Origin of the sequence: Parapedobacter luteus (assembly GCF_900168055.1) — a bacterium.
Classification (GTDB): Bacteria; Bacteroidota; Bacteroidia; order Sphingobacteriales; family Sphingobacteriaceae; genus Parapedobacter; species Parapedobacter luteus.
In genome coordinates this window covers 256,723-278,108 of record NZ_FUYS01000006.1, presented here as the reverse complement: position 1 = coordinate 278,108, position 21,386 = coordinate 256,723, and the positions used below count along the sequence as shown (strand labels likewise).

Below are 21,386 nucleotides of genomic sequence, written 5' to 3'. Positions count from 1 at the left end.
GTGCGCTTCGCCATAATGGGACACCTCTTTGGTGTTAAGGTAATGCAGCCCGATGATTTCCTGTAGCTTGAGTTTGCGGAGCAGGGGCACCTTGCTGGTCAACAACGTAGACAGATTGTACTCACCATGTGCCTCCGCGAAATTTTCCGTTGTGCTATGCTGGTAATAATCCAGCAGCAGGAACGTACTCAGTTGCTGGTCGCTGATGAGCGTACGCGTACCGTTGAAATGGCGGTAATCCGTGTAGTACAGTTGTTTGCTGCTCAAAAACGTGCCGGCGATAAGGTCGACGGACAGCTGGCCGTACAACCCCATAGCAATTTGTGTTTTGTACAACCGGGCTATCAGCAAGTCATAAGCTGCGTCGGCCCCGAAAACCCCTGGTATGGCCTTGGTGTAATTTAGCGATAGCGTGGGCCATTTGGATGGCAAGTATACCCGCCTGTTCGGATAGGTTTCGTACCGCGTGCCAAAGTCGTAGCTGACACCCAACGAGACCTTAAACGCCTGGTTTTCGTCAAATAGTGGTATGTCTTCAGCGGGGACAAACGGATTGTTTGAGGTTAGGTACTGTTTATTGCGCTCCCAGAAGGTGTAGTCGGTGCTGTTGGGCAACCAAACGCGGTTTTCCCATATCGCCGAAGCGGACAACTTCACATTCGCAGGCAGCGTATATTGCCAAGAGGCCCCGCCGAAGGCGCGCTCATACACTTTCATGTAGTTGCGGCCGAAGAAGGTGGTGCTGATGGTGTTAAATAGTGGCGGCAGCGAGCCGCGGTTGTTCAGGTCCTGCACGGTGCTGCCCCCATAGAGCCCAAAGGTGCTTTTCCCCCACGGAAACGACGTGCCCAGATAGCCGTTGAAGCGCTGGTTGGCAAAGCCGTAGCGGACATTGCCGTATAGGGTGAAGCTGCGGTTGCGGACGGTGTCTACCTGCTTGACATATTGAGCACCATAATGGAGTGCCAACCCTTCCACACTGTTGAAGAGCAGCGACGTGGCAAGGCCATCGAACGAAAGGCGCCAGCGTTCTGCACGATTACGGTAAGTATACCCCCCCGCGAGAAAGCCCATAGGTTTAAACCGGTTGGCCCGTCTATCCACCGAGTCGAGGTATTCCTTTGATTCACGCCGCCGTTGTATGCTGTCTTTGCGGACATAATCCAACTCTTCCTCCTCCGTAAGCAGTAAGGGGCGGTGTGCTGCCCAATAGTCAGCGTCCCGCTTATTGACACCCTCCGTAATGCGCAACGCTTCGTTGAAAAGGCGCTTTTTGATGGTGGGCTGCAGGTTGTAATCGCTGTATACCGCGGCGAAGTAGCCGCCTACGCGAAAGCCCAGCAACCCACCCACGAAATCGAAGCGGATACTTGAGGGTTGCCATTGCTGGTTTTCGAGCGGGATAAATTCCTGCCTGATGCTGAGTGTATCGAGGATATTGACGCTCGATTCCTTCGTGAGCTGGAGGTTGACCCCATAGATGCGCCAAGAGCCATCTATGATGTAAATGTCGCCCGCATAGAGCGGTTCCGCCTTGCGACGGGGGATGACCTGTATTTTGTTGATCGTAAGTCCGTTTTCTTCCGTGGTCCCTGACAGGCGATAGCGGTAGTAATTCAGTGCGTTGTCAGCGATGGGCGATACAAATGGCCGTGCGCTCAGCCCTTCAATAATGGGCTGATGATTTTCGTAAAAGTTCAGCTTTAAGTCGGCTGCCCGGTTGAAGCTGAACGCTTGGTTGTTGCCCGAAAATTTGGAGCTGATCATCTCCTCATGGAATTTATCCGGCGGCTGCACGGTGATGCGGGATTCGGATTCTGAGAGGTATACAATGCCGGTCCGGTTGGAGTCAAGCCCCATCTCCCGCGCCACCTGATCGACATCAAACCCCAAGAATTTCTTCGGCGCCTGCAATAGGCGCTGCACGCCTTTGATATACACCTTGGCAGTGTAAGGTGAGGCCTCATTCAAGTGCTTCTTGCGGTTGCGGATAGCCTGCCGGATAATGGCATAAGCCGGATCTTCTCCATGGCCGATGACCACCTCGTCCAGCAGGTAAGCCTCGGTGTGCAAGGCAACAGTGAGGTGTGTGTCGCGGGGTACCGTCACCTGTTGGGCGGCCTGCCGGTAACCAACGGCCCGAATGAGCAATGTGTGCTCACCGGACGGCAGCTGAAGCTTGAACACTCCTTCGCTGTTAGCCGATGTACCGGTGGTGGTGTTCGCTTTATAAATGCTGGCAAAGGGTACCGGCTGGCCGTGTTCATCCCTGACCTGCCCGCTCAATGGATACGTTTGGGTATGGGCGGGTAAAATAAAGCAATAGGTGAAGATGGTGGTGACGGCGATGATTTTCAGCATGATACGGCAATCCATATAGGTGATCGGTTATGATTCTGACGTCCAAACTTACGAAACGTTACATCGTTATCGTTGTTAAATTGTGTTAAGTTTGCTTACTTTGCGGTTACGATGGATATGTTCGATGACATATTGACGAGCTATCTGGAGCGGACGTGTGATGCTGAGCCTGCTTTATTGCAGCGCATCAACCGGGAGACCTACCTCAAGGAAACGAGGCCTCACATGCTGTCGGGCCATTATCAAGGGAGGTTCCTCGCGCTGCTGAGTAAGCTGGTCGCACCCCGTTATGTGCTGGAGGTGGGCACGTTCACCGGCTATGCGACGTTGTGTCTTGCGGAAGGCCTTGCGCCGGGGGGCGAAATCCACACCATCGACCATAACGCAGAGCTGGAAGCCCGTGTCCGTGGGTATTTTGAGCAATCCCAATGGCACGATGCTATTCATTACCACATTGGCGATGCCGCCGCCGTTATCCCCGAGTTGTCAGGCCTTTTTGATTTCGTTTTTATCGATGCCGATAAGAAAAACAATCACCTGTATTATGAGCTTGCACTCGAAAAAAGCCGTAAGGGCGGCTTGATTTTGATTGACAACGTACTTTGGAAGGGGAAAGTGGTGATGGATGCCGGCGATCCCCAAACCCAGCAATTTGTTTCACTGAACGAACGGCTTGCAGCCGATGAACGTGTAGATAAACTGATTCTTCCCATTCGCGACGGGTTGTTTCTGTTGCGTAAGCGGTAAAGGGAAGCTAAAACCATACGATATGAAAGGAATAAACAAGACGACCATTGCCTTATGCCTTGCCATGTGGTTGACCGCAACGTCAGCTATACACACGATAGCCCAAGAATCACCCCAAGCTTATATCGAACAATACAAAGATGCAGCCATCCAGCATATGGAAGAACACGGATGCCCGGCGAGCATCATCTTAGCTATAGCGATGCATGAGAGCGCACACGGTACCAGTCGCGTCGCCCGCCACCTCAACAACCACTTCGGTATTAAGGGGCCGAACGACAGTAAGGAAATCCGTTCGGCCTACAAGGGGTATTCGTCGGTAGAAGAATCCTATCAGGATTTTATCGATTTTCTGAAGCGCCGCAAGCGTACCGTGGAGCTGTTCGACTTGTATGAGCCTCATGAATACCAAAAGTGGGTGCAGGGCATAGCCCGTTCCGGGTATGCGCACAGTACCTCTTGGTCATCCAAGGTCATCAACATCATCCGGAAATACAACCTGCATGAGTTGGATAAAAAACCAGAAGGAATGGTACTTGCTGCAGCTGAAATGCCGGAGGAAGCAGCGTGGTACACGGTAAAACGAGGAGACACCTTATATGACATCGCCCGGAAGTATGGCACAACGGTACAGACCATTCAGCGCAACAATGGGCTGACCGACTCGCGGTTGCGCATCGGACAACAATTGCTCCTCTAAATGAAAGGATACCTATACGCCATTCTCGCTGCCGTCTTCTTTACTTCGTGCCTATCCAAGCATGAAGTGCTTCAGAACCCGCGCGTGAGCAGCCGGCCGGTACCGGCGCGGCCAGCTCAGCCGGCACGCAACGCTCCTACCAAACCTGCACAGCCGGCCGCTTCCTACACCAGCACATCCGGTTACGAATACATTGAGCGATATAAAGATATCGCCATTGCTGAAATGGAGCGGTATGGTATTCCGGCAAGCATTAAGCTGGCGCAAGCTTTACTCGAATCCGGAAACGGCAACAGTACACTGGCCCGCGAAGCAAATAATCACTTCGGCATCAAGTGCACTCCGGAATGGATAGGGGGGAAAACCTACAAGGACGATGATCGGCATAACGATTGCTTCAGGGTATACGAACACGCGGAAGAGTCGTTCAAAGACCATTCGCAGTTTTTGCTGCGGAAACGCTACGCGGCGCTCTTTGAACTCGATAAGGACGATTACAAGGGATGGGCGAAAGGCCTTAAATCCGCTGGTTACGCGACGAACCCGCGATATGCTGATCTGCTGATCGACCTCATCGAACGTTACGAACTGCATCAGTACGACCGGCCCGAAAGCCGCACCGCCAAAATCGAACGTGAAAAAGTAGTCCAGACTGAAATCGTCGAAAATAAACCAGAAGAGCTCCAAGTCGCGCAGGCCAAGGCGCCGGTACGTATCGATATCCATGAGGTCAAGCAAGGCGATACGCTGGCTGCTATTGCCCGTAAATATGGCATGTCCACGACAGATCTGATGGATCTAAATGGGCTGAAAACCGAATCGCTGTTTGTCGGCCAGCTTATCTTAGTGTCACAATAAGCTATCACCATCTGCAAAATGGTGTTAAATTTTTCGCCAACTGCAAACTTAACTGTAGTTTTACGACAGTGAAATGTTTGGTTCGTTTTCTATCCGGATTATTCTTGGGCGTATGGAGTCCCGGCTTCACGATGGCGCAAAACGCCGTAGAGGGTATTGTATTTGATAAGCATACGAAACAGCGCATATCTCAGGTATACGTTTACAATACCGCCAACGACGAAGGAGGGTACAACAACACGCGTGGTGAATTTTCCATCCAGGCCTCACCCGGCGACATTCTGATCGCTGCGGCCAAGGGCTATCATCCCGATACGTTGATGGTAAAAGATAAAAAGATCGTGCTGTTTAATATGGAGCGTTCCACAATATGGCTTGATGAAGTATCGGTCATTGCGCGGCGTAGTCCCGAGGAGCGGCTGGAGGAGAATAAGCGGGAGTATAGCACGGCCTATAGCCGGGGAGATGCGGGGTCGATTTTTTCGGTGGGCCCCACGGGAGCAGGATTGAGCATCGATGCATTATACAAGCTCATCAGCCGGGAGGGTAAAAACTCACGCAGGCTTCAGGAGATTATCGAGCAAGATTACCGGGAAACGGTCATTGACTACCGGTTTACCCCTGAATTGGTAAGTAGCATTACCGGCCTTAAAGGCGAGACCTTGGCTGATTTCATGCGCCAGTACCGGCCTTCTTACTATTTTGTGCTCAGCGCCAATGATTATAACCTCGCGTTTTATATCCGCTCGTCGCTGGTTCAGTACCGGCAAAACCCTGCGGCCCGGCGATTACCCCCGCTTCCTGAAACGGAGAAATAGGGAGGTGGCATCTTTGGATACGCGGCGCAACTGGGAGACTTGCTCCGCTCGTCCCCCTAGGTTGCTTATGCGCATCCAAGGATGCCTTAGAGGAAGAAGGGAAAGCACACACGGGTGCGCGGGAGCCCTAAGTGGAGCAACGGCGCAAAACTAATTTGCTAAGCGCGAAATCGAAGGAGAAATAGGTCGCTTAATGAAAAGCAGCACGATATTTGCTAATTTAGCGGCAGCTATGAGACAACAGTTTTACTTTTTGCTTACACTCCTGCTTTTGGGCGTTTCGATAGGAAACGCCCAAATCTATGATTTAGACGAGTTGCGGCGCAAGCCGGATTCCAACAGCCTCAAAGTCGAACGGCCGGAATTGGATATACGTCCGGTTACGTTGCCTGTATCCGCCTTGGATTTGCAGGTGATCTACTGGCGGCACTGGTCGTCCTTTGGTATCAACGCCAACCAGGCATCGTTCAGCGAAAACTGGCAGTCGGGAGGTGTCAACTCCATCTCGGTAGGGGCTCTGATCAATCATAAGTCCGATTATACGCGCAACAACACCAACTTTGTCACCGAGCTGAACCTGCAATACGGAAAGATGAAAAACAGGGATCAGCTGCCCCGGAAAAACAACGACCGGATTTTTTGGGACAATAAGCTTTCATTGAGGATAGCCAAACACTGGTCGCTGTTTACGTCGCTCACGTTTGAAAGCCAGTTTGATATTGGCTACCATTATGGTGTAAGTTCCAGTGGCCAAGATAGCATCACGGGTGTGCGTTCCAATTTCATGGCTCCAGGCTACCTGACCGAATCACTTGGTATCGAGTATAAGCCGGACAACACTTTTTCCCTGCGTATCGGCACAGGCACGGCTCGGCAGACGTTTGTGTGGGACGACAACGTGGTGCCAACGGCGGGCGACGGGTCGCGGTATGGGGTCGAGCCCGGCAGACGCTTCCGCAATGACCTGGCGTTCCAGCTCACGGCCAACCTGGATCGCAACATCGGGCAAAACCTTAATCTTAAGAGCCGTTACAACATGTTTGCCAACTATGAAGAGCTAAACGATCCGGCCCACCGCCTGGATGCGACGCTCATCGCTTCGGTCACCAGGCTGATCAATGTGTCGCTTACCGGTATCTTGGTGTACGATAGTCGCCAGCATACCGACATTCAGACGAGCCAGACCCTGGCACTGGGCCTGCTTTATAAAATCCCAAAGTAAATTAGCCTATAAAAATTTCACTATATAAATTTAAACAGGCTCTTCGTGTGTATGGCAAAAGCAAGCATTCCTCCCGTACGTACCGTCATTTATATTGTGTTTGCAGGGCTTGTTCTTTCGGCGTGCAGCACTGATCGCTATGCGAAAACCAACAAACTGCATAAACAGCAATTGAAGGCGCTTACCGAGCAGCTGCGGCAGCCATTGCCTTACGCCACAACCCGCCTGGTGGTCTCGTATGACACCGCTGGCAACACCACGGTCTTAGAAGATCAGCAGGCAAAGCGTGACGCCCATTGGGTTGGTGCCATTCATTTCAACCTGCGTAAACCCAACTACGTTATTATCCACCATACCGCGCAAGACAGCCTGGCGCAGACGCTGCGCACTTTTACGGTGCCCCACTCGGAAGTGAGCGCCCACTATGTGATTGGCCGTGACGGTGAGGTGTACCAGCTGCTCAACGATTATGTGCGCGGGTGGCATGCAGGGGCCGGCAAGTGGGGCAGCGTGACGGATCTCAATTCGGTATCATTGGGTATCGAATTGGATAATAACGGAAATGAGCCATTTCCCGAGGCTCAACTATACAGCTTGCTGAATGTGTTGGATACGCTCAAACGGAAGTACAACATCCCTACCGCTAATTTTATCGGGCATTCCGACATTGCGCCTGCCCGGAAGGTCGACCCCAGTGCTTTCTTTCCCTGGAAACGGTTGGCTGAACGCGGATTTGGCCTTTGGCCGGATAACGAGCTGGTGGAGCCACCGGAACATTTCAATCCCGTGGATGCCCTACGCATCATCGGCTACGACACATCCAATCTGGATGCCGCCATCGGCGCATTCAAGCTACATTACGTCCAAACCGATGTCAGTCCCAAGTTGACGGACTACGACCTCCGTGTATTGTACAGTCTGTACCGGAAACTCTGAAAAAGCAGCGCGAACAGCACGACGCCGGCGCAACCTACCAAATTAAGCCAGAGGAAGGCCATGGCATCGGACCACCACAGGGCAATGACGATAGCTTCGGTGAGGATGGCTGCCCATAACACAGCTCTGCCACCCGCTCGCTTGACATAGAAAGCCACGACGAAGATGCCGAGTATGGTGCCATAGAACAGCGAACCCAGGATGTTCACCGCCTCCAGCAGGTTACCCAATTTGCTCGCATATAGGGCGATGATGACGCAGAATATACCCCAAGCCAGGGTAAACGCCCGCGATGCGGAAAGGTATCCGCGCTCGCTGGCTGTCTTACTGACAAAGCGCTTATAAATGTCGATGACCGTTGTGGACGCTAAGGAGTTGATGGCACTGGCTGTAGCGCCCATGGACGCCATAAAAACGATGGCTACCAACAAGCCGATGAGCCCTTTGGGGAAATTTTCGGTGACGAAAGACAGGAAGATGTAGTTGTTGTCATTCGTGTCGGCCAAGCTGTCGTTTTCCTGCATCAACGCTATCAAATCCTGCCGCACCTCCTTCGCCTGTGCGTCGGCATGGCGTAGCTGTTCACGTACATCGGCGATGACCGCTTCATCACCCTGGTCAAGCGCTTCGGTAAGCCGGTGTATCTGCTGCTGCTTTTCGCGGAAGATCAATTCGTGCTCGGCCTTCAGTTCGTCTACCTGGGCAGCGTATCCGCTGTTTTCGATTTTATTGAGCTCATACTTATTGAAAAAGATGGGGGGGCTGTTATATTGATAGTAAGCAAACACCAATATCCCAATGAGCAGTATGGCAAACTGCATGGGCACCTTGAGCAAGCCGTTCATCAGTAAGCCGATGCGGCTATCGCGGATGGAGGAGCCCGTGAGGTACCGCCCTACTTGGCTTTGGTCGGTGCCGAAGTAAGAAAGTTGCAGGAAAAAGCCACCGATAAGGCCGCTCCATAAGGTGTATTGGTTGTTCCAGTCGAATGTCAGATCAATGGCATTCGCCTTGCCCGATTTGCCTGCAATATGCAACGCTTTTCCCAAGCCGATATCGCCTGGCAGCATGTATACAACCAATACGCCGGCCGTCAGCAGCCCGCCGAAAATGATGGTCATTTGCAGCATCTGGGTATATGATACCGCCTTCGTGCCGCCATATACCGTATAGAGTACGACCAAGGTGCCGATAAACAAGGTGGTATAGACCACGTTGATTTGGAGGATGCTGGATAAAATAATCGCGGGTGCATAGATGGTGATGCCCGTGGAGAGCCCTCGTTGTATCAAAAACAGCAGCGCTGTGAATGCACGTGTGCGGACATCGAATCGTTTTTCCAGAAACTCATAGGCCGTAAAGACCCGCAGGCGGTGAAAAATAGGCACGAAGGAGATGCTGAGCACGATCATGGCTAACGGTAAGCCAAAGTAAAATTGCACGAAACTCATGCCCGACGAATACGCCAGTCCGGGTGCGGAAAGAAAGGTGATGGCGCTGGCCTGCGTGGCCATCACGGATAGTGCTACGTGGTACCAGGGCAAAGATTTGTTGCCCAGCAAATACCCATCGATATTCCGGATACCCCTGCTTTTGTATACGCCGTAAACGACAATCAGTAACAGCGTGCAAAACAATACCGCCCAGTCCGTCGTACTCATTCGAAATAAACGGTGAACAAGTAAAACAGTAGGATTAATACCAGCAACCAAGCGGCTACGATCCAGTAAAACCGCTTCCAGTTGCGCACAAAGGGAGGCAGTCCCTTATCGGTCATGCTCGCGGCCTTTGAGCAGGTTGCCAACGAAGAAGCCGGCAAATGCTAGCCCTATTACCGCACCAATAAGGGCGGCAAGAACGCTTTCCTGTATGAAGCCGCCAGTCAAGCCGCCAAACAGTGCGCCAAGCAGGTAGAAGTAGTTGTTAACCTTTGTGTCCTTCGTGGGCTCTTCAATATGTTTTTCCATGTTCAATTAATATAGCTGTTTGATCAATTGGGTTTTGCAAGCAAATTTACAAATAATCTATATGCGCCCGGCACGCCGGCAGGCAATTGCCTGAAAAAAGCCAGGGATGTATAAACAAAGTTACCTTTGCCGTAAGGCGCTACGAGCAGCGAACCATCGCTGGGCGTTTCACCAGGGTCGGCCATCCGAAGCGGCTGCTCATAATGTTTGTCTGCAACGCCGGCAAAATACAATCCGCGCTCCTGTATCCACCCGTCAAAATCGGCGGCCGTAATCTTGTTCGGGTAGTTCAATATCCGGCTATCAGGGCTTAGGATGGTTACGGGCGCTGTCTCATCTGTTACCCGGTTGCGGGAAAGCTGCAACGGGTAAGGTCCCAATTCCACGGGTTGCAGCCCGTTGCTCACGTTGTACTGTACCACCAAGGTGCCTCCGTTTTTTACGTATTCCAATAGACGGGGTTGCAAGTGCCGGATACGTTCATTGACGTTGTAGAGCCGTACGCCGGTGATGACGGCATCATACTGGCCAAGCTTTCCCGAAAGAACGTCCTGTTCGGTGAGCACGTCTACCTGCAGCCCGATTTCACGCAGCGCTTGCGGAATCAGATCGCCAGCTCCGGGCAAGTAACCAATGCGGGTAGCCGACACGCCGGTCTCCACTTTGCTGAGGCGCGCAGCCGCGGGGGGGAACCACGTAATGCGGGGAATGTGTTCGTATGCGATGGTCCGAATGGCGTTAGCCTGTGCCGTGGTATCCCCGTATTGCAGGACAACACGTAGGGAATCCGTGAGCGACGTTTGCGGCGCGGGATAGATGGTGAATTTAGCGACAGTTTCTTCAGCCTTGGCCGAAAACGCCAAAGGAAATCGTTCCGGTTCGGCACGCCAACCCCCGGGGAGGTGTAGTGCTGCGGTTGCGGACACCTCTTCTTGGGTGTGCGCGGTAAATACCACTTCAAGCGTTTTGGGTTCTGATCCATTGAATACCAGCGCTTTTTGGCCGAGGTTGGCCGTAATCTTCGGTGCAATAGCAAGTGGCTCATATACCTCGCCACGCACGGGATGCGTGTATTTGTAAACGATTGGGCGCTCGAACGTCAGTTCCTGCCCGTTAATCCGCAGCGCGACAGTTGTCGTGGGATTGTCACTGTTTCCGGGGCGCCCTACGTCCTCTTGGCGGTCCACCACAAAGCGGCCCAGCCCATGCGGCTGGCGCAGCCAGTAAGGCTGCGTGATGGCGGAGGCGTCAAAAACGGAAGACTCCTCATGCAATTCGTTAAACGGAAGCGTGGTGTCGCCTACCGTCACGTCTATGCCGGGCCGACGTACAATGAAAGCTGTGCGGACAGGAATTTGCTCATCCACCGCAAACATGGCTGCAGGGGCATAGCTTTCGAACCATATGCCGCCGCAAGCGAGAATGAGGTCTTTGATTTCAGCTGCCTTTTGTGTTTTCCAATACCCATCGGTTAGCTTTTCCACCTCCTTGAGCAGGGCCAAGAGGTCATTGATGGATTTTTCAGGGTGTTCCATATCAAATCCCTGGTTGATCGTTGCAATCAGCGGCGGGATGTTGTCACTACCTGGAACCCGCTTCCATGTTGTTTCAATCCCGTCGAACAAGTCTTTTTCCGGCGCGTCGCCCCGCAACACTTCAAAACGTTCCACGCTATTGCCTCGCTGGCGGGCCGATCCGAAACCCTGGCTCTTATGGTTTGAGCGGCTTTCTGCTGCAATCTCCCCATAGGACTGGCCAATATACGGGTTATATTCGCCGATATTGGTCAGGAAATGGCTTGAAGACGGAGGCGATCCCTGGAAAAAACTTGACGTATTCCAAAGCAATCGTTTGGCTTGCCATACCGACACCTCGGCGAGCTGTTCCGGAAAGCGCTTTGGATCCGCAGCCGCACTGAAAGCCTCGATTGCCAGTAAGGCAGACGCCTGATGGTGCCCATGGCCGGCCCGTTCGTCCGGCGGGAAGCGTGTGATAATAACGTCAGGCCGGAATTTGCGGATGACCCAAACAGCGTCAGCCAGGATTTGGTCCCGCCCCCAAATGCGGAACGTTTCATCCCATGTTTTCGAAAACCCGAAGTCGATCGCTTTCGAAAAGAACTGTTCGCCGCCGTCTACGCGCCGCGCAGCAAGCAATTCATTGGTGCGGATAAGCCCGAGTTCCTCGGCCTGTTCAGTACCGATAAGGTTTTGTCCGCCATCGCCCCGGGTGAGCGAAAGGTAGCCCGTCCGGTAACGCTTCTCTTTGGCCAGCCAAGCAATCAGCCGGGTATTTTCATCATCAGGATGCGCAGCAAAGTAAAGCACCGATCCGAGGGTATTTAGCTTGTTGATGGCCTGCTTGATTTCGCCGGCATGCTGCGGCTGCATGGTTTGGCCAACGGATGGTAAGGTCGTGGTCAGAAAAATTAGGAGATTGACAATGATTCTTACGTTCATGGCACTAAAGATAGGGCTTTGGGATGAACAAACAAAAGCCGTCCCGACAACATCGGGACGGCTCCTGCAAATTAACAATTAAAAAATCATTTAAATCTTAAAACCGCAGCATTCAATGCTTATGCATAAGCGTGTGGATTATTCCTGCCAACAGATAGAAACGGCTTTAAGAAGTTAACCTTTAACAACGGTAAAGATACGAGATATACCTGACATAAGACCAGCTTTCTGCAACAAGTTTTCCACAAAAGACTCGTTATGAACATCGTTTTGTGGAAAGCCAACGGGCGGACTTACGCCTTATCAATAGCGCCCAGCACGCGTTTCATGAAGGTATTTAGCGCTTCCTTACGTTCCATTCCACCCTTTACGAGCTTATCCACTTCAATCGCACCGTACATGTTTGAAATCAACTCACCGATGACATCAAGTTCCTCGTCTTTCAGCGAGGGCACGTCAGTCAGCGATTCGAGCGTCTCAATGGCTTCGAGCACGTAATCCTGGTCGTTTTGCTCAATGAATTCGACCAGGTGTTTAATTATGGGTAACTTCATTCAGCAATTCAATTAATGGGTCAAATTTATTGGTCTGTACCTGATTTACCAACTGGCCACCCTTAAATGCCGCAAAGGTAGGCAGGTTGCTGACATTGGCCAGCTGCCTGGATTGCGGAAAACGTTCCGCGTCGGCGATGACAAAAGGGATTTGCTCGTTTTCCGAGGCCAATTTTTTAAACTTCGGTTTCATAATTTTGCAATTGCCGCACCAGGTGGCTGAATATTGCACTAATACCACGTCGTTATTTTTTACGATATCGGCGAGGTTATCGTTTTCTAATTCCTGTAACATACTCATCTTGTTTTTTTGTGTAGATCCTTACTGGAAGGGATAAGGATGCCCGAAAAGCCGGATGACGTTTTCGGGCATTTGCCATAATGAGCCTGTGTTAGCTCAATGAAACTTGACTGGCAAGGTAGCTGGCTACACCGTCGCGGGTGGCGTGCATGGCTTCTTTGCCTTCTTCCCAGTTGGCGGGGCATACCTCGCCGAATTTCTGAACGTGTGCATAAGCATCGATCAGGCGGAGGTATTCCTTCACGTTACGTCCCAAGGGCATGTCGTTTACACTTTCATGGAAGACTTTGCCATCTTCGTCGATGAGGTAAGTGGCGCGGAATGTTACATTCGAACCTTCGAAAATGTATCCAAATTCGTCACTTTCCTTTTCTTCACCTTCCAAGATGCCCAATACGCGAGAAAGGTTACGGTTGGTATCAGCAAGGATGGGGTACGTTACGCCCTCGATACCGCCATTGTCCTTTGCAGTGTTTAACCAAGCAAAGTGTACCTCGTTGGTATCGCATGATGCGCCAATAACGATGGTGTTGCGTTTTTCAAATTCGGGCAACGCTTCCTGAAATGCATGCAATTCAGTAGGGCACACAAACGTAAAGTCCTTTGGATACCAGAACAACAATACTTTCTTTCCTTTTTTAGTTGCCTCTTCGAAAACATTGATGGACAAGTTATCGCCGAGGTAATCAATCGCGTCAACTGTAATACTGGGGAATTTTTTTCCTGTAAGACTCATAGTTAATTTGTTTATTTTTTGACGATGCAAAAGTACGCTTTATCTGCGTGAAGCGGTATCGTTTTTATCAATGGCCTATATAAAAAGTTTATGTCAGCTCAATTTTGAAATTTCCATTACATACTATCGGCGAAATTGCACGGCAAAATGACATCCGTCACTTTTCCGTGCCTCATCGGGAGGGCGGAAATCATTTTCAATTATTCGCTGAAAATTGTATTTTTGCCGAGCGTTTAGGCCTCGTAGTTCAATGGATAGAATAGAAGTTTCCTAAACTTTTGATACAGGTTCGATTCCTGTCGAGGCTACAGAAAGGATTGCTTTCAACACATAAAGGGTTGCTCTTTGCGGGGCAACCCTTTGTTGTATAGCCAAGGTGTCATGACATTACTGTTCGGCTCCGAAGAGTCGAATTTTAATCGTCTCTGAGTCTGTGGCTATTGTCCAGCCTGGGATACGCAGCTCGATGCGCTTCAGCCCTGGAATATGACGGTCAAGCTCGAGCGGAGCGGGATCCAGTGAGACGACGGAAAATCGGAGATGTGGGTGAGAAAGGTTTTGGATACGCAACTCCTTACCCGCCTGCCGGAGCAGCATTCCGTCCGGTTGGAGGATGATATCTGCAGTCGTCATGAGTTGCCAGGTTATCTCTGTTGTTTTTTCGGAAGGTACGATTTTATCCTCAATGGTCAGTGAGGCCGGACTATCTTTGATGAAACGCCGGTGAGCCGAGGTCAGTAAATCACCGAACGCTGCGGTGAGATCTACAGTGGCCTCGGGCATGGGGCCATCCTTGAAGTCGGTGATGGTAGCCATTCCGTCTACACGATGTAACTGGCCATTGACACTCAGGGTGCTATGTCCAAAATTATTTTTGGTGAGCAGTGTCCAACGTGCACAGTCCTGACAACTTCCCCAAAGGTCAAAACCTGTTTTTTCGAGTTCCTCATAGCCCTGGTTGCCGGGGTCTATCGCCCAACGTACTCCATCCAATTCGAATATGAACGAACCCCCATCCATGTTGCCGTGGTTGACCTTGCCGTAGCCCCCTTTACCGCCGAAGTAATAGCCCCGGGCATCATTTTTCTCACCGGTGAAGAATACCACCGGGTTAGGGCCGTCTCCCTTCCAGGCTGTCGGGACTTGTGCTTCCGCTTTTTCCTCAAATTGCGCCGCCCATACCAGGCCGGCTCCATCCAATCGCGACAAACGTCCCATTTGCGCTGCAGGTATCAGGAAGCGTTCCTTCTCGAAATAAGCAGCATTGCCTGTCCGCTGGGCAAACCAAGCCAAGACCATGTCACCATTGGGGCTGCGGCTGTCGCCACAATCCGCGAAATTGTAATACATGCCCGAGGGCGCATTGGTGAGTACGCGGAAGGTGGCGCTTTGAAGAAATCCCGGATAGTTGCCATAGCCGAAGTCCGTACCAAAAGCGCTTTCCAGCATGGCAATTGCGATGACGGAAAAGCCCGTGCCATAATCCCAATAGGTGGAGCCTTCGGGATAAACACCATGGGGCATGTACGCATGTAACGCGTTTGGCAGCCCATCGAGCGCCCGGTGAAGGGTTTTTGCCGCCAGTGCCGGGTCGCGCTCAGCAATGGTAATGGATGCGGCAATCATGCCGCCATTGCACACTTGGTTCCAGTTATTGTTGCCATAGGCCCACCAAGGCTGGCTGCCATCTGCCGGCCAGCTGGGCAATATACCTTTTTCGATAAGGGCATTCTCTGCTTCCCCGATGGTGGCCTTGGGGAGAGCGCCCGCCGTCCAGTCCAACGCGAGGGCGACTGCCAGGGCCATTTCGCCGACATCCAGGTAGTGCGAAGGATTCCAGTCCGAAAACCGGCAGACGGCTAGCACCTCGTCGTTTATGCGCTGCAATACAGCGGGATCTTTTTCAATCCGGTAGACGATGCCCAGCATATTCATCCGGCGGAGCATCTCCCGCGATACTGCGAGCAGCCTGCGGCCAATTTGCCGGCGTTCCAGCAGCGGTTCCTGGCGGATAGCCATTGCATCCCGTTGGATGGCTGCATAGATATTCCGTATTACGGAGTCCGTTTTCAGTTTTTGCTTCAGGTGCTTTTCGATATCGCTGTTGAGCACCAAGCGCGGCTTTGACTTCCGCAGTTGTTTATTCAGATACGCTACCGTAATGGGGTTTTGCAGTTTAGGCACACTGTCGGCCGCCGGTCCGGTGGCCAATGCCTGCGTTGGTGCTGCGAATCCCAACGACAGCAATAGGCCGATAAGGAAAAACAATTTTGCCTTTGTATCCATACTGTATCGATTTACTGGTTCAACAGATGTTGATATCGCATGAGCGCTTCAACGTAATAATAATCCGCATAGGACAACGGCACATCGATTTCACTATTTGCCGGGAAATGCCCCGTGGAGTGTTCGAGGATAAAGCCCCCGTTCGAGCCAATGGACGCTTTGTAGGCCGGCGAGGAGAGGCTGGTTAAGATACGTTCGGCATTCCGGAGGTAACGCAGGCTTTCGGTACCCGTGGTCAATTCAGACAGCTCAAGCAGCGCCGATGCGGTAATGGCTGCGGCAGAGGCATCCCGAGGTACGTCGGCGCCTGATACGCTGTAATCCCAATACGGGATGCCATCTTCCGGAAGCGATGGGTTATCGAGAATGAACGCAGCAATTTTCCGCGCTTGGTCCAGATAATTCTCGTTTTGTGTGTCGCGATACATCATCGTGTAGCCATATAGTCCCCAGGCCTGTCCGCGTGCCCATGCGGACTCATGATCCGCTCCTTGGTGTGTATGCTTGTTGCGTACAACACCGGTTTCAGGGTCGTAGTCAATGACATGATATGAGCTGTTATCCGCGCGGAAATGGTGCTTTAGTGTCGTATTGGCATGAATTGTTGAAATCTCGGCGTATTTGGGGTTTCCTGATACGCGCGACGCCCAATTGAGGAATTCCAGGTTCATCATGTTGTCGATAATAACCGGAAATTTCCATTTGTCGCCATTGTGATCCCATGAGCGTATGCAGCCCACCGTGGCGTTGAAGCGTGAAGCCAGCGATTCCGCGCCGGTAAGCAGGACATCCCGGTAGTGTGTGTTACCTGTAAGCCGCAGTGCATTACCGAAGCTGCAATACAGCATAAAGCCAAGGTCGTGGGTGCCTTTGTTGTCCTTTTCTTTCTCCAAAAGGCGGAGTCGTTTTTCAGCCTCCGCGAGTAAACCATCCGCTTTGCTATATTCATAAAGGTACAGTAGCGTACCCGGGTAAAATCCAGCTATCCACGTATTGCTCTTTGCGGTGACCAAGGAGTCGTTGGCCTTTATGTACGTGCGGGGCAGTACGTCACCCGGTACCCGCTTTATCAGCGTGTGATATTGCGCTATAGCCTCGCGCAGATTTTTGTCTATAAATGTTTTTGTTAATGTCAATTTGCCAGTTTGCTGAGCATTTACGGTTCCCATTATCATGAGGGCTACTCCCAGTCCCCACACTTTTCTTGTTGTCGTTCGGTTTTTCATGTCGTTATTCATTTTATATCTAAAGGAAGCTTCCAGTTAGCCGATTGAAGCTGGGTACGCCGTCCCCAATGCGCTGATCAGTCTGTCTATCCATGTAGCGAAGCCCTTCTGTTGCCATCAATTTGTCAAAGCCGTTAAAATCCATTCCCCCTAATTGTGGGTAAGGCCATTCCTGGCGGCGCAACCCGTATGGAAGCAGGTAGTCGAACGCCTTGCCAATGGTCTTTCCTTGCTGTGTTCGGTAATCCCATAAGTCGACACCTACGTTTTCACCTAGCCGGGCCAGCATAAAGAAGCCGGTGAGGTTCATCAACGAATAACTCCAGGAACGGGTGCGCGCCAGCTCATGTGGTTGCCTTCCATCAGCTTCCAGCTGGCTTTCCAAGCGAGCCTTTGTCGCTCGCTCAAGCGTCTGTTTGGCTAACGCCGTATCACCGACAAATAGTGCATAGCTGGCGATCTGCACATCGTAATACGTGCCATGGTTGTTGTGCTCATCGGCTTCATCTTTACCAATCTCACTTTCGAGCATCCAATGCAGAAATTCCTTTACCCATGTCTGTAACTGGGCGTGTTTTTCAAATCCCCAATGCGGGGAGACCGTCAACAATTGCGTGGCATCCAGTAATTTAGCAAAGTGCCACGTGTCAATCAACCCGATGCCTCTTCCATCGGTGACACCCGGTATTGACTGGCCGAAGTTCAGGTTCGGGTTCATCTTTGTCTGCTCATCGAGAAACCATGTTTCCAGTAGTTTGGCTGCATGCTGAGCATATTTTTCATGTTGCGTGAAATAATAACTCGCGGCAAGCAGTTGAACATCAGCACACAATTCCTTGACATATTGCGCGTCCTTGATAGCGAACCGTTCTGGGTTGGTTTGTCCATCCTTACGGATATAGGGCAACCCGTCAGGCTTAGTCGTGTCCGGCCACCAGTATGGGCCGACACTCATGTAATCATGCTTGTCGCCGCTGGGCGGCACTTTGGACTTTTCGGTCACCGAATAGGGTTTGCGCGCTAAGGCGAGGTCAGCTAGACGCAACACGGTATCCAAGTCGGCCGTCAACAGTGCATCGCCTTCGGTGATACGCTGCTGATGCGCCGCCAGTACGTCTTCTCGTAACAGGAAAGGCGTGTAGCCCGCTTTCAATGGACCTATTCGTAGCGATTTTCCGGCGAATTGATTCCGGGGCAACGCCACTGTTAAGGCGGTATCCCTCCCGTCCGGCAATTGTAGGCGGAAGGATAGCTTCTCCAGTTTGCGGGTAGGATCTGCCACCGAGATCCGTTCGATTCCTGCGGCTGACACTTTTAACGTAAACAATGCAGGTTCCGCCGAAGCAAGCCGCAGCCCACCTGGAAAGTCAATCGCTCCGGGTTCGTAAAACACCGCGTGATGAACACCAAGCCCCGTGTGGGATACCGCCTGTACGGCTGTCGTATTGCTCACCACCTCCACTGGTCGTTGCTGGGCATAGGTGGCGGTTTCATGTTCGCCGACCGCCGGCAGTACCACGTATGCATATGCAGCGTCTCGCGGGCGAGCACCATGATCTACGGTCAATGTGAAGATCTGTTGAGTGACAGGCTCATCGGTCGCCGCATCTTGGTGGCTGATGCTTCGCCACGTGCCGGTAGATTTACCCTGCCGCAACCACACTTCCCCGGTATCTAAGAGGATATATCCGATACTATCGTGATTGACCCAAAGGGGGCCTTGTAGCTCGAGCTCCAGTTCTTCTGTTTTACGGCTGCCATTGACCCACGTTGGGCCGTATGACAGCGATTGGTTCAATGTAGTTACCACGGGTTGAGGCGCGTCCGCTGTAATGCCCGCGCCTAGGCAGACGATTTCGTCATCGAAGAAAAACCACGATTTACGAGCGCTGACCCCTGAAAACGGACTGTGGAAGTCGAAAGCAGTAGCGCCATATTCCCCATCGGATACACCGCCGACGAATGAAGTCGTTCCCTTTTTGACCAATTCCTCCCAACGGGGGAATGAATCAACCTGAACCACCGTCGTACCAGGGATCTTCCGCCAGTCCCACGAAGGATAAATATTGATGTATTCGCGACCGGTACGACTGATGAACTGGCTTCCGTCTGCGTAGAAGTGGTTTTTCAACCCCTCTTCATTATGGGGCCACTCCATGTTGTTGGCACGGTCGGAGTACATCCGTACCGAAGCAAAATAGGCTGGTCGCTGGTGGGAATGATAGTGGGAATACCAGAAATACCTATTGCTACGAAGGTCGGGCTGTACCAATTCAGCTTTCCGGTAGTCTCCAATCTGAGCCAGCGATGAGGCGATTCCATCGTCTCGCCATTCCCCAGGTGAAGACCTTCGGGAGACGTCGCGATTCTTGATGCCTGGGTCGGTAAAGCGGCCGAATGGCATAGCCTTACGAATTCCGTCAAGGTAAAAGTCCGTTATCAGTGCGAGTGCACGAGGCTCAAAGGCAAAGCGTGTGCCTCGAAGCACGTGGCCCCAATAGACGAACGTGCTGGCATATTGGCGGCCGTAAGACAAGGTAGATGGTACCCAGTCTACCCGATGGTGGAAGCTCATATCCGGCTTTATACCGCGCTCTTCGGTAATATAGATTTGATCGGCCATCGTCTTGATGGCCAGCGCGAATTCTGCTGTATCCTGCGCTACCAACTCGCCTATGGCCTTGATGGCCGCCATCTTGACGAAGTCGCCGCCCGGGCGGGCACCGAAACCGTTAAAGTTCGACCGCCCAACGATGGCTAGCCCGCCGGAAAGCTCATCGGTATCCAGTTCATTGCGCATGAGCAAAAGGATGTTTGCCATTGCGCTGGGCGTGCCAATCTCGTTCCACCACCAGTTTTCACAGCGGTAATCTTTTCGCAGCCAGTGGCCAAAGGCTTTCTTAAAGGCTTCCAGCACGCGAGCATCGTGGTTGTATTTCCCGCCTCCCTGATGGTAGGCTTTTGCCATTGTCAAGAGGTTTTCGAGGTGGATGCGGTGTTCAAAGCCAGTCTTGCTTGTATCGCGATAGTTGATGGACGGCCATATGCCGTCGTCAGTCATTTCGGTGATGATGCCTTCCACCTGTACGGAAGTTACTGGGGCGGCTAATAGCGTGGCCACTAACCGTTCACGGATGGTCAGGAAGTCCTTTTCCGGCTGGCCTTTTCCGGCAGTCGCAAAGACCAATATCAGCAAGAGGCACCCAATACCGCGGAAGTTGCGAACCAATTTATAACACATAACGTTTGATGCTAATGGTGGCATTGCCCACACTGTTGTCCAATTTATTCAAAAAAATATAAGCTCGGTACCGTCCGTCCTGTGTTTCTACCCACAAGCCAGCTTCTTCTCGGAGGTTTACGGCATAATTTGGTGCGTTGGATAGATCAAGCGTTTGAAAATCGACATCGTCAACAAAGACACCGAATTGCAGACGTGCCAATTGACGATCACGAATATTCCATGCCTTTTGTACCTTAGTACTACGATTTACTCCAGCTGGCAAGGCTACGTCAGGGCGGTACGTCTCATCCGAAGCAGGCGAAACAATGGCGTGTCCAAAGGCAATATTGGGTATGGTTCTGTAAAGATAAACCAGGTCAATTTTGTCTGGAACCGCGGCCGCTTCTTCAGCAGAATAAATGGCCATGTCCTCGATAGAGATGTAGCTTTCGGTGTCGCTTACCACAAGGTCAAGTGCCATATCCATGCGGGATACGTGATACGGTCCGGCGTCATAGGAGACTGTGCGGCCGGATCTATCGGTCGCCCGGAAGGTAAACGAGACAGTCTGTCCACGGGCGGCTTCGGGCACTCGGTAGTAATACCTTAATGTAGCGGCGTTCGTGTCTGTGGAAAATGAGACTGTTGTCTGATTGCCCGTGGTCACAGCGGGCGACCCTATTGGGATACCAATGTCGTTGCCTCCGCCGTCCGTGTGATAGGAGCGATGTTCCAGCCATGTTCCTTCCGCGCCTGGTATGGATGCTTCGACCGTTGCTTCAGCCAGTTGTACATCCTTATTGGCCATGGCATAGGCAAATTCGATGAATTCCCCTACCATATTCGGTCCGATAGATCGTTTAATCACGTCGTTCTGTAAGCCTCCCGGTGCTTCGGGTACCTGATAAGGTTCATCTTCGCAGCCTGTGAGCAGGGTAGCGATAGCAATGAAAAGGGTCAACTTATTGAATAGTGCGTTCATGTTTCAAAGT

Annotated in this window: 17 protein-coding genes and 1 tRNA gene; 7 read left to right on the top strand and 11 right to left on the bottom strand. The window is 51.8% G+C overall.

Going from position 1 to position 21,386, the window contains the following annotated elements; translation table 11 throughout:
* Positions 1–2,376: DUF5686 and carboxypeptidase regulatory-like domain-containing protein (locus B5X72_RS13775; RefSeq protein ID WP_079717489.1), on the bottom strand; the 2,376-nt coding region annotated here is incomplete at its 3' end.
* A gap of 96 nt (positions 2,377–2,472) precedes the next feature.
* Between B5X72_RS13775 and B5X72_RS13770 the strand changes: the two genes are divergently transcribed.
* The 6 genes from B5X72_RS13770 to B5X72_RS13745 all read left to right on the top strand — a co-directional run bounded on the left by B5X72_RS13770 (position 2,473) and on the right by B5X72_RS13745 (position 7,642).
* Positions 2,473–3,108 carry an O-methyltransferase gene (locus tag B5X72_RS13770; protein ID WP_079717488.1) on the top strand — a complete coding sequence of 212 codons (636 nt, stop codon included), beginning with the start codon at positions 2,473–2,475 and terminating at the stop codon, positions 3,106–3,108.
* A gap of 22 nt (positions 3,109–3,130) precedes the next feature.
* Complete coding sequence (locus tag B5X72_RS13765) at positions 3,131–3,808, top strand: glucosaminidase domain and LysM peptidoglycan-binding domain-containing protein (RefSeq protein WP_079717487.1); 678 nt, start codon at positions 3,131–3,133, stop codon at positions 3,806–3,808.
* The gene (locus B5X72_RS13760; RefSeq protein WP_079717486.1) at positions 3,809–4,666 is read left to right on the top strand and encodes a glucosaminidase domain-containing protein; all 858 of its coding nucleotides are present in this window, start codon (positions 3,809–3,811) and stop codon (positions 4,664–4,666) included.
* A 68-nt stretch (positions 4,667–4,734) separates the two neighbouring features.
* Positions 4,735–5,484: a peptidase associated/transthyretin-like domain-containing protein gene (locus tag B5X72_RS13755; protein WP_079717485.1), complete on the top strand. Its 750-nt coding sequence runs from the start codon at positions 4,735–4,737 to the stop codon at positions 5,482–5,484.
* 232 nt (positions 5,485–5,716) lie between these two features.
* On the top strand, positions 5,717–6,706 hold the full coding sequence (locus B5X72_RS13750; RefSeq protein WP_245826938.1) for a DUF3078 domain-containing protein: 990 nt from the start codon (positions 5,717–5,719) through the stop codon (positions 6,704–6,706).
* 51 nt (positions 6,707–6,757) lie between these two features.
* Complete coding sequence (locus B5X72_RS13745) at positions 6,758–7,642, top strand: N-acetylmuramoyl-L-alanine amidase (RefSeq protein ID WP_079717483.1); 885 nt, start codon at positions 6,758–6,760, stop codon at positions 7,640–7,642.
* Here the strand turns inward: B5X72_RS13745 and B5X72_RS13740 are convergent.
* From B5X72_RS13740 to B5X72_RS13715, 6 genes are all read right to left on the bottom strand, one after another.
* Positions 7,600–9,303 carry a sodium:solute symporter family protein gene (locus B5X72_RS13740; RefSeq protein ID WP_079717482.1) on the bottom strand — a complete coding sequence of 568 codons (1,704 nt, stop codon included), beginning with the start codon at positions 9,301–9,303 and terminating at the stop codon, positions 7,600–7,602. The two genes, B5X72_RS13745 and B5X72_RS13740, sit on opposite strands and share 43 nt — an antisense overlap.
* A 105-nt stretch (positions 9,304–9,408) precedes the next feature.
* Entirely contained in the window at positions 9,409–9,609 is a 201-nt protein-coding gene (locus B5X72_RS13735) for a hypothetical protein (protein WP_139378689.1), read from the bottom strand.
* Positions 9,610–9,632: 23 nt separating this feature from the next.
* Entirely contained in the window at positions 9,633–12,068 is a 2,436-nt protein-coding gene (locus B5X72_RS13730) for a PIG-L family deacetylase (protein WP_079717480.1), read from the bottom strand.
* Between the two features lie 293 nt (positions 12,069–12,361).
* A complete protein-coding gene (locus tag B5X72_RS13725) occupies positions 12,362–12,622 on the bottom strand; it encodes a DUF6952 family protein (RefSeq protein WP_079717479.1) in 261 nt (86 codons plus the stop codon).
* Entirely contained in the window at positions 12,603–12,917 is a 315-nt protein-coding gene (locus tag B5X72_RS13720) for a thioredoxin family protein (RefSeq protein ID WP_079717506.1), read from the bottom strand. Before B5X72_RS13720 ends, B5X72_RS13725 begins: the two co-directional genes overlap by 20 nt.
* Before the next feature lie 97 nt (positions 12,918–13,014).
* Positions 13,015–13,659 (bottom strand): peroxiredoxin, encoded by a 645-nt coding sequence (locus tag B5X72_RS13715; protein ID WP_079717478.1) that lies wholly within the window; start codon positions 13,657–13,659, stop codon positions 13,015–13,017.
* 236 nt (positions 13,660–13,895) lie between these two features.
* On the opposite strand from B5X72_RS13715, the gene B5X72_RS13710 reads away from it, so the two are divergent.
* Positions 13,896–13,967, top strand: a tRNA-Arg gene (locus B5X72_RS13710).
* Between the two features lie 79 nt (positions 13,968–14,046).
* Here B5X72_RS13710 and B5X72_RS13705 read toward each other — a convergent pair.
* From B5X72_RS13705 to B5X72_RS13690, 4 genes are read right to left on the bottom strand one after another with little or no spacing between them, the layout of a single operon-like run.
* Positions 14,047–15,945, bottom strand: a complete 1,899-nt coding sequence (locus B5X72_RS13705; RefSeq protein ID WP_079717477.1) for a heparinase II/III domain-containing protein — start codon at positions 15,943–15,945, stop codon at positions 14,047–14,049.
* Between the two features lie 11 nt (positions 15,946–15,956).
* Positions 15,957–17,171 (bottom strand): glycoside hydrolase family 88 protein, encoded by a 1,215-nt coding sequence (locus tag B5X72_RS13700; protein WP_079717505.1) that lies wholly within the window; start codon positions 17,169–17,171, stop codon positions 15,957–15,959.
* A gap of 19 nt (positions 17,172–17,190) precedes the next feature.
* Complete coding sequence (locus tag B5X72_RS13695) at positions 17,191–20,412, bottom strand: alginate lyase family protein (protein ID WP_176146208.1); 3,222 nt, start codon at positions 20,410–20,412, stop codon at positions 17,191–17,193.
* A complete protein-coding gene (locus B5X72_RS13690) occupies positions 20,402–21,376 on the bottom strand; it encodes a DUF4466 family protein (RefSeq protein ID WP_079717475.1) in 975 nt (324 codons plus the stop codon). The genes B5X72_RS13695 and B5X72_RS13690 overlap by 11 nt, the downstream gene beginning before the upstream one ends.
* Positions 21,377–21,386: the final 10 nt, after the last annotated feature.

Coding starts and splice junctions, on each gene's coding strand:
- B5X72_RS13770 (WP_079717488.1), top strand. CDS start 2,473: ATGGATATGTTCGATGACATATTGACGAGCTATCTGGAGCGGACGTGT.
- B5X72_RS13765 (WP_079717487.1), top strand. CDS start 3,131: ATGAAAGGAATAAACAAGACGACCATTGCCTTATGCCTTGCCATGTGG.
- B5X72_RS13760 (WP_079717486.1), top strand. CDS start 3,809: ATGAAAGGATACCTATACGCCATTCTCGCTGCCGTCTTCTTTACTTCG.
- B5X72_RS13750 (WP_245826938.1), top strand. CDS start 5,717: ATGAGACAACAGTTTTACTTTTTGCTTACACTCCTGCTTTTGGGCGTT.
- B5X72_RS13745 (WP_079717483.1), top strand. CDS start 6,758: ATGGCAAAAGCAAGCATTCCTCCCGTACGTACCGTCATTTATATTGTG.
- B5X72_RS13740 (WP_079717482.1), bottom strand. CDS start 9,303: ATGAGTACGACGGACTGGGCGGTATTGTTTTGCACGCTGTTACTGATT.
- B5X72_RS13735 (WP_139378689.1), bottom strand. CDS start 9,609: ATGGAAAAACATATTGAAGAGCCCACGAAGGACACAAAGGTTAACAAC.
- B5X72_RS13730 (WP_079717480.1), bottom strand. CDS start 12,068: ATGAACGTAAGAATCATTGTCAATCTCCTAATTTTTCTGACCACGACC.
- B5X72_RS13725 (WP_079717479.1), bottom strand. CDS start 12,622: ATGAAGTTACCCATAATTAAACACCTGGTCGAATTCATTGAGCAAAAC.
- B5X72_RS13720 (WP_079717506.1), bottom strand. CDS start 12,917: ATGTTACAGGAATTAGAAAACGATAACCTCGCCGATATCGTAAAAAAT.
- B5X72_RS13715 (WP_079717478.1), bottom strand. CDS start 13,659: ATGAGTCTTACAGGAAAAAAATTCCCCAGTATTACAGTTGACGCGATT.
- B5X72_RS13705 (WP_079717477.1), bottom strand. CDS start 15,945: ATGGATACAAAGGCAAAATTGTTTTTCCTTATCGGCCTATTGCTGTCG.
- B5X72_RS13700 (WP_079717505.1), bottom strand. CDS start 17,171: ATGAAAAACCGAACGACAACAAGAAAAGTGTGGGGACTGGGAGTAGCC.
- B5X72_RS13695 (WP_176146208.1), bottom strand. CDS start 20,412: ATGTGTTATAAATTGGTTCGCAACTTCCGCGGTATTGGGTGCCTCTTG.
- B5X72_RS13690 (WP_079717475.1), bottom strand. CDS start 21,376: ATGAACGCACTATTCAATAAGTTGACCCTTTTCATTGCTATCGCTACC.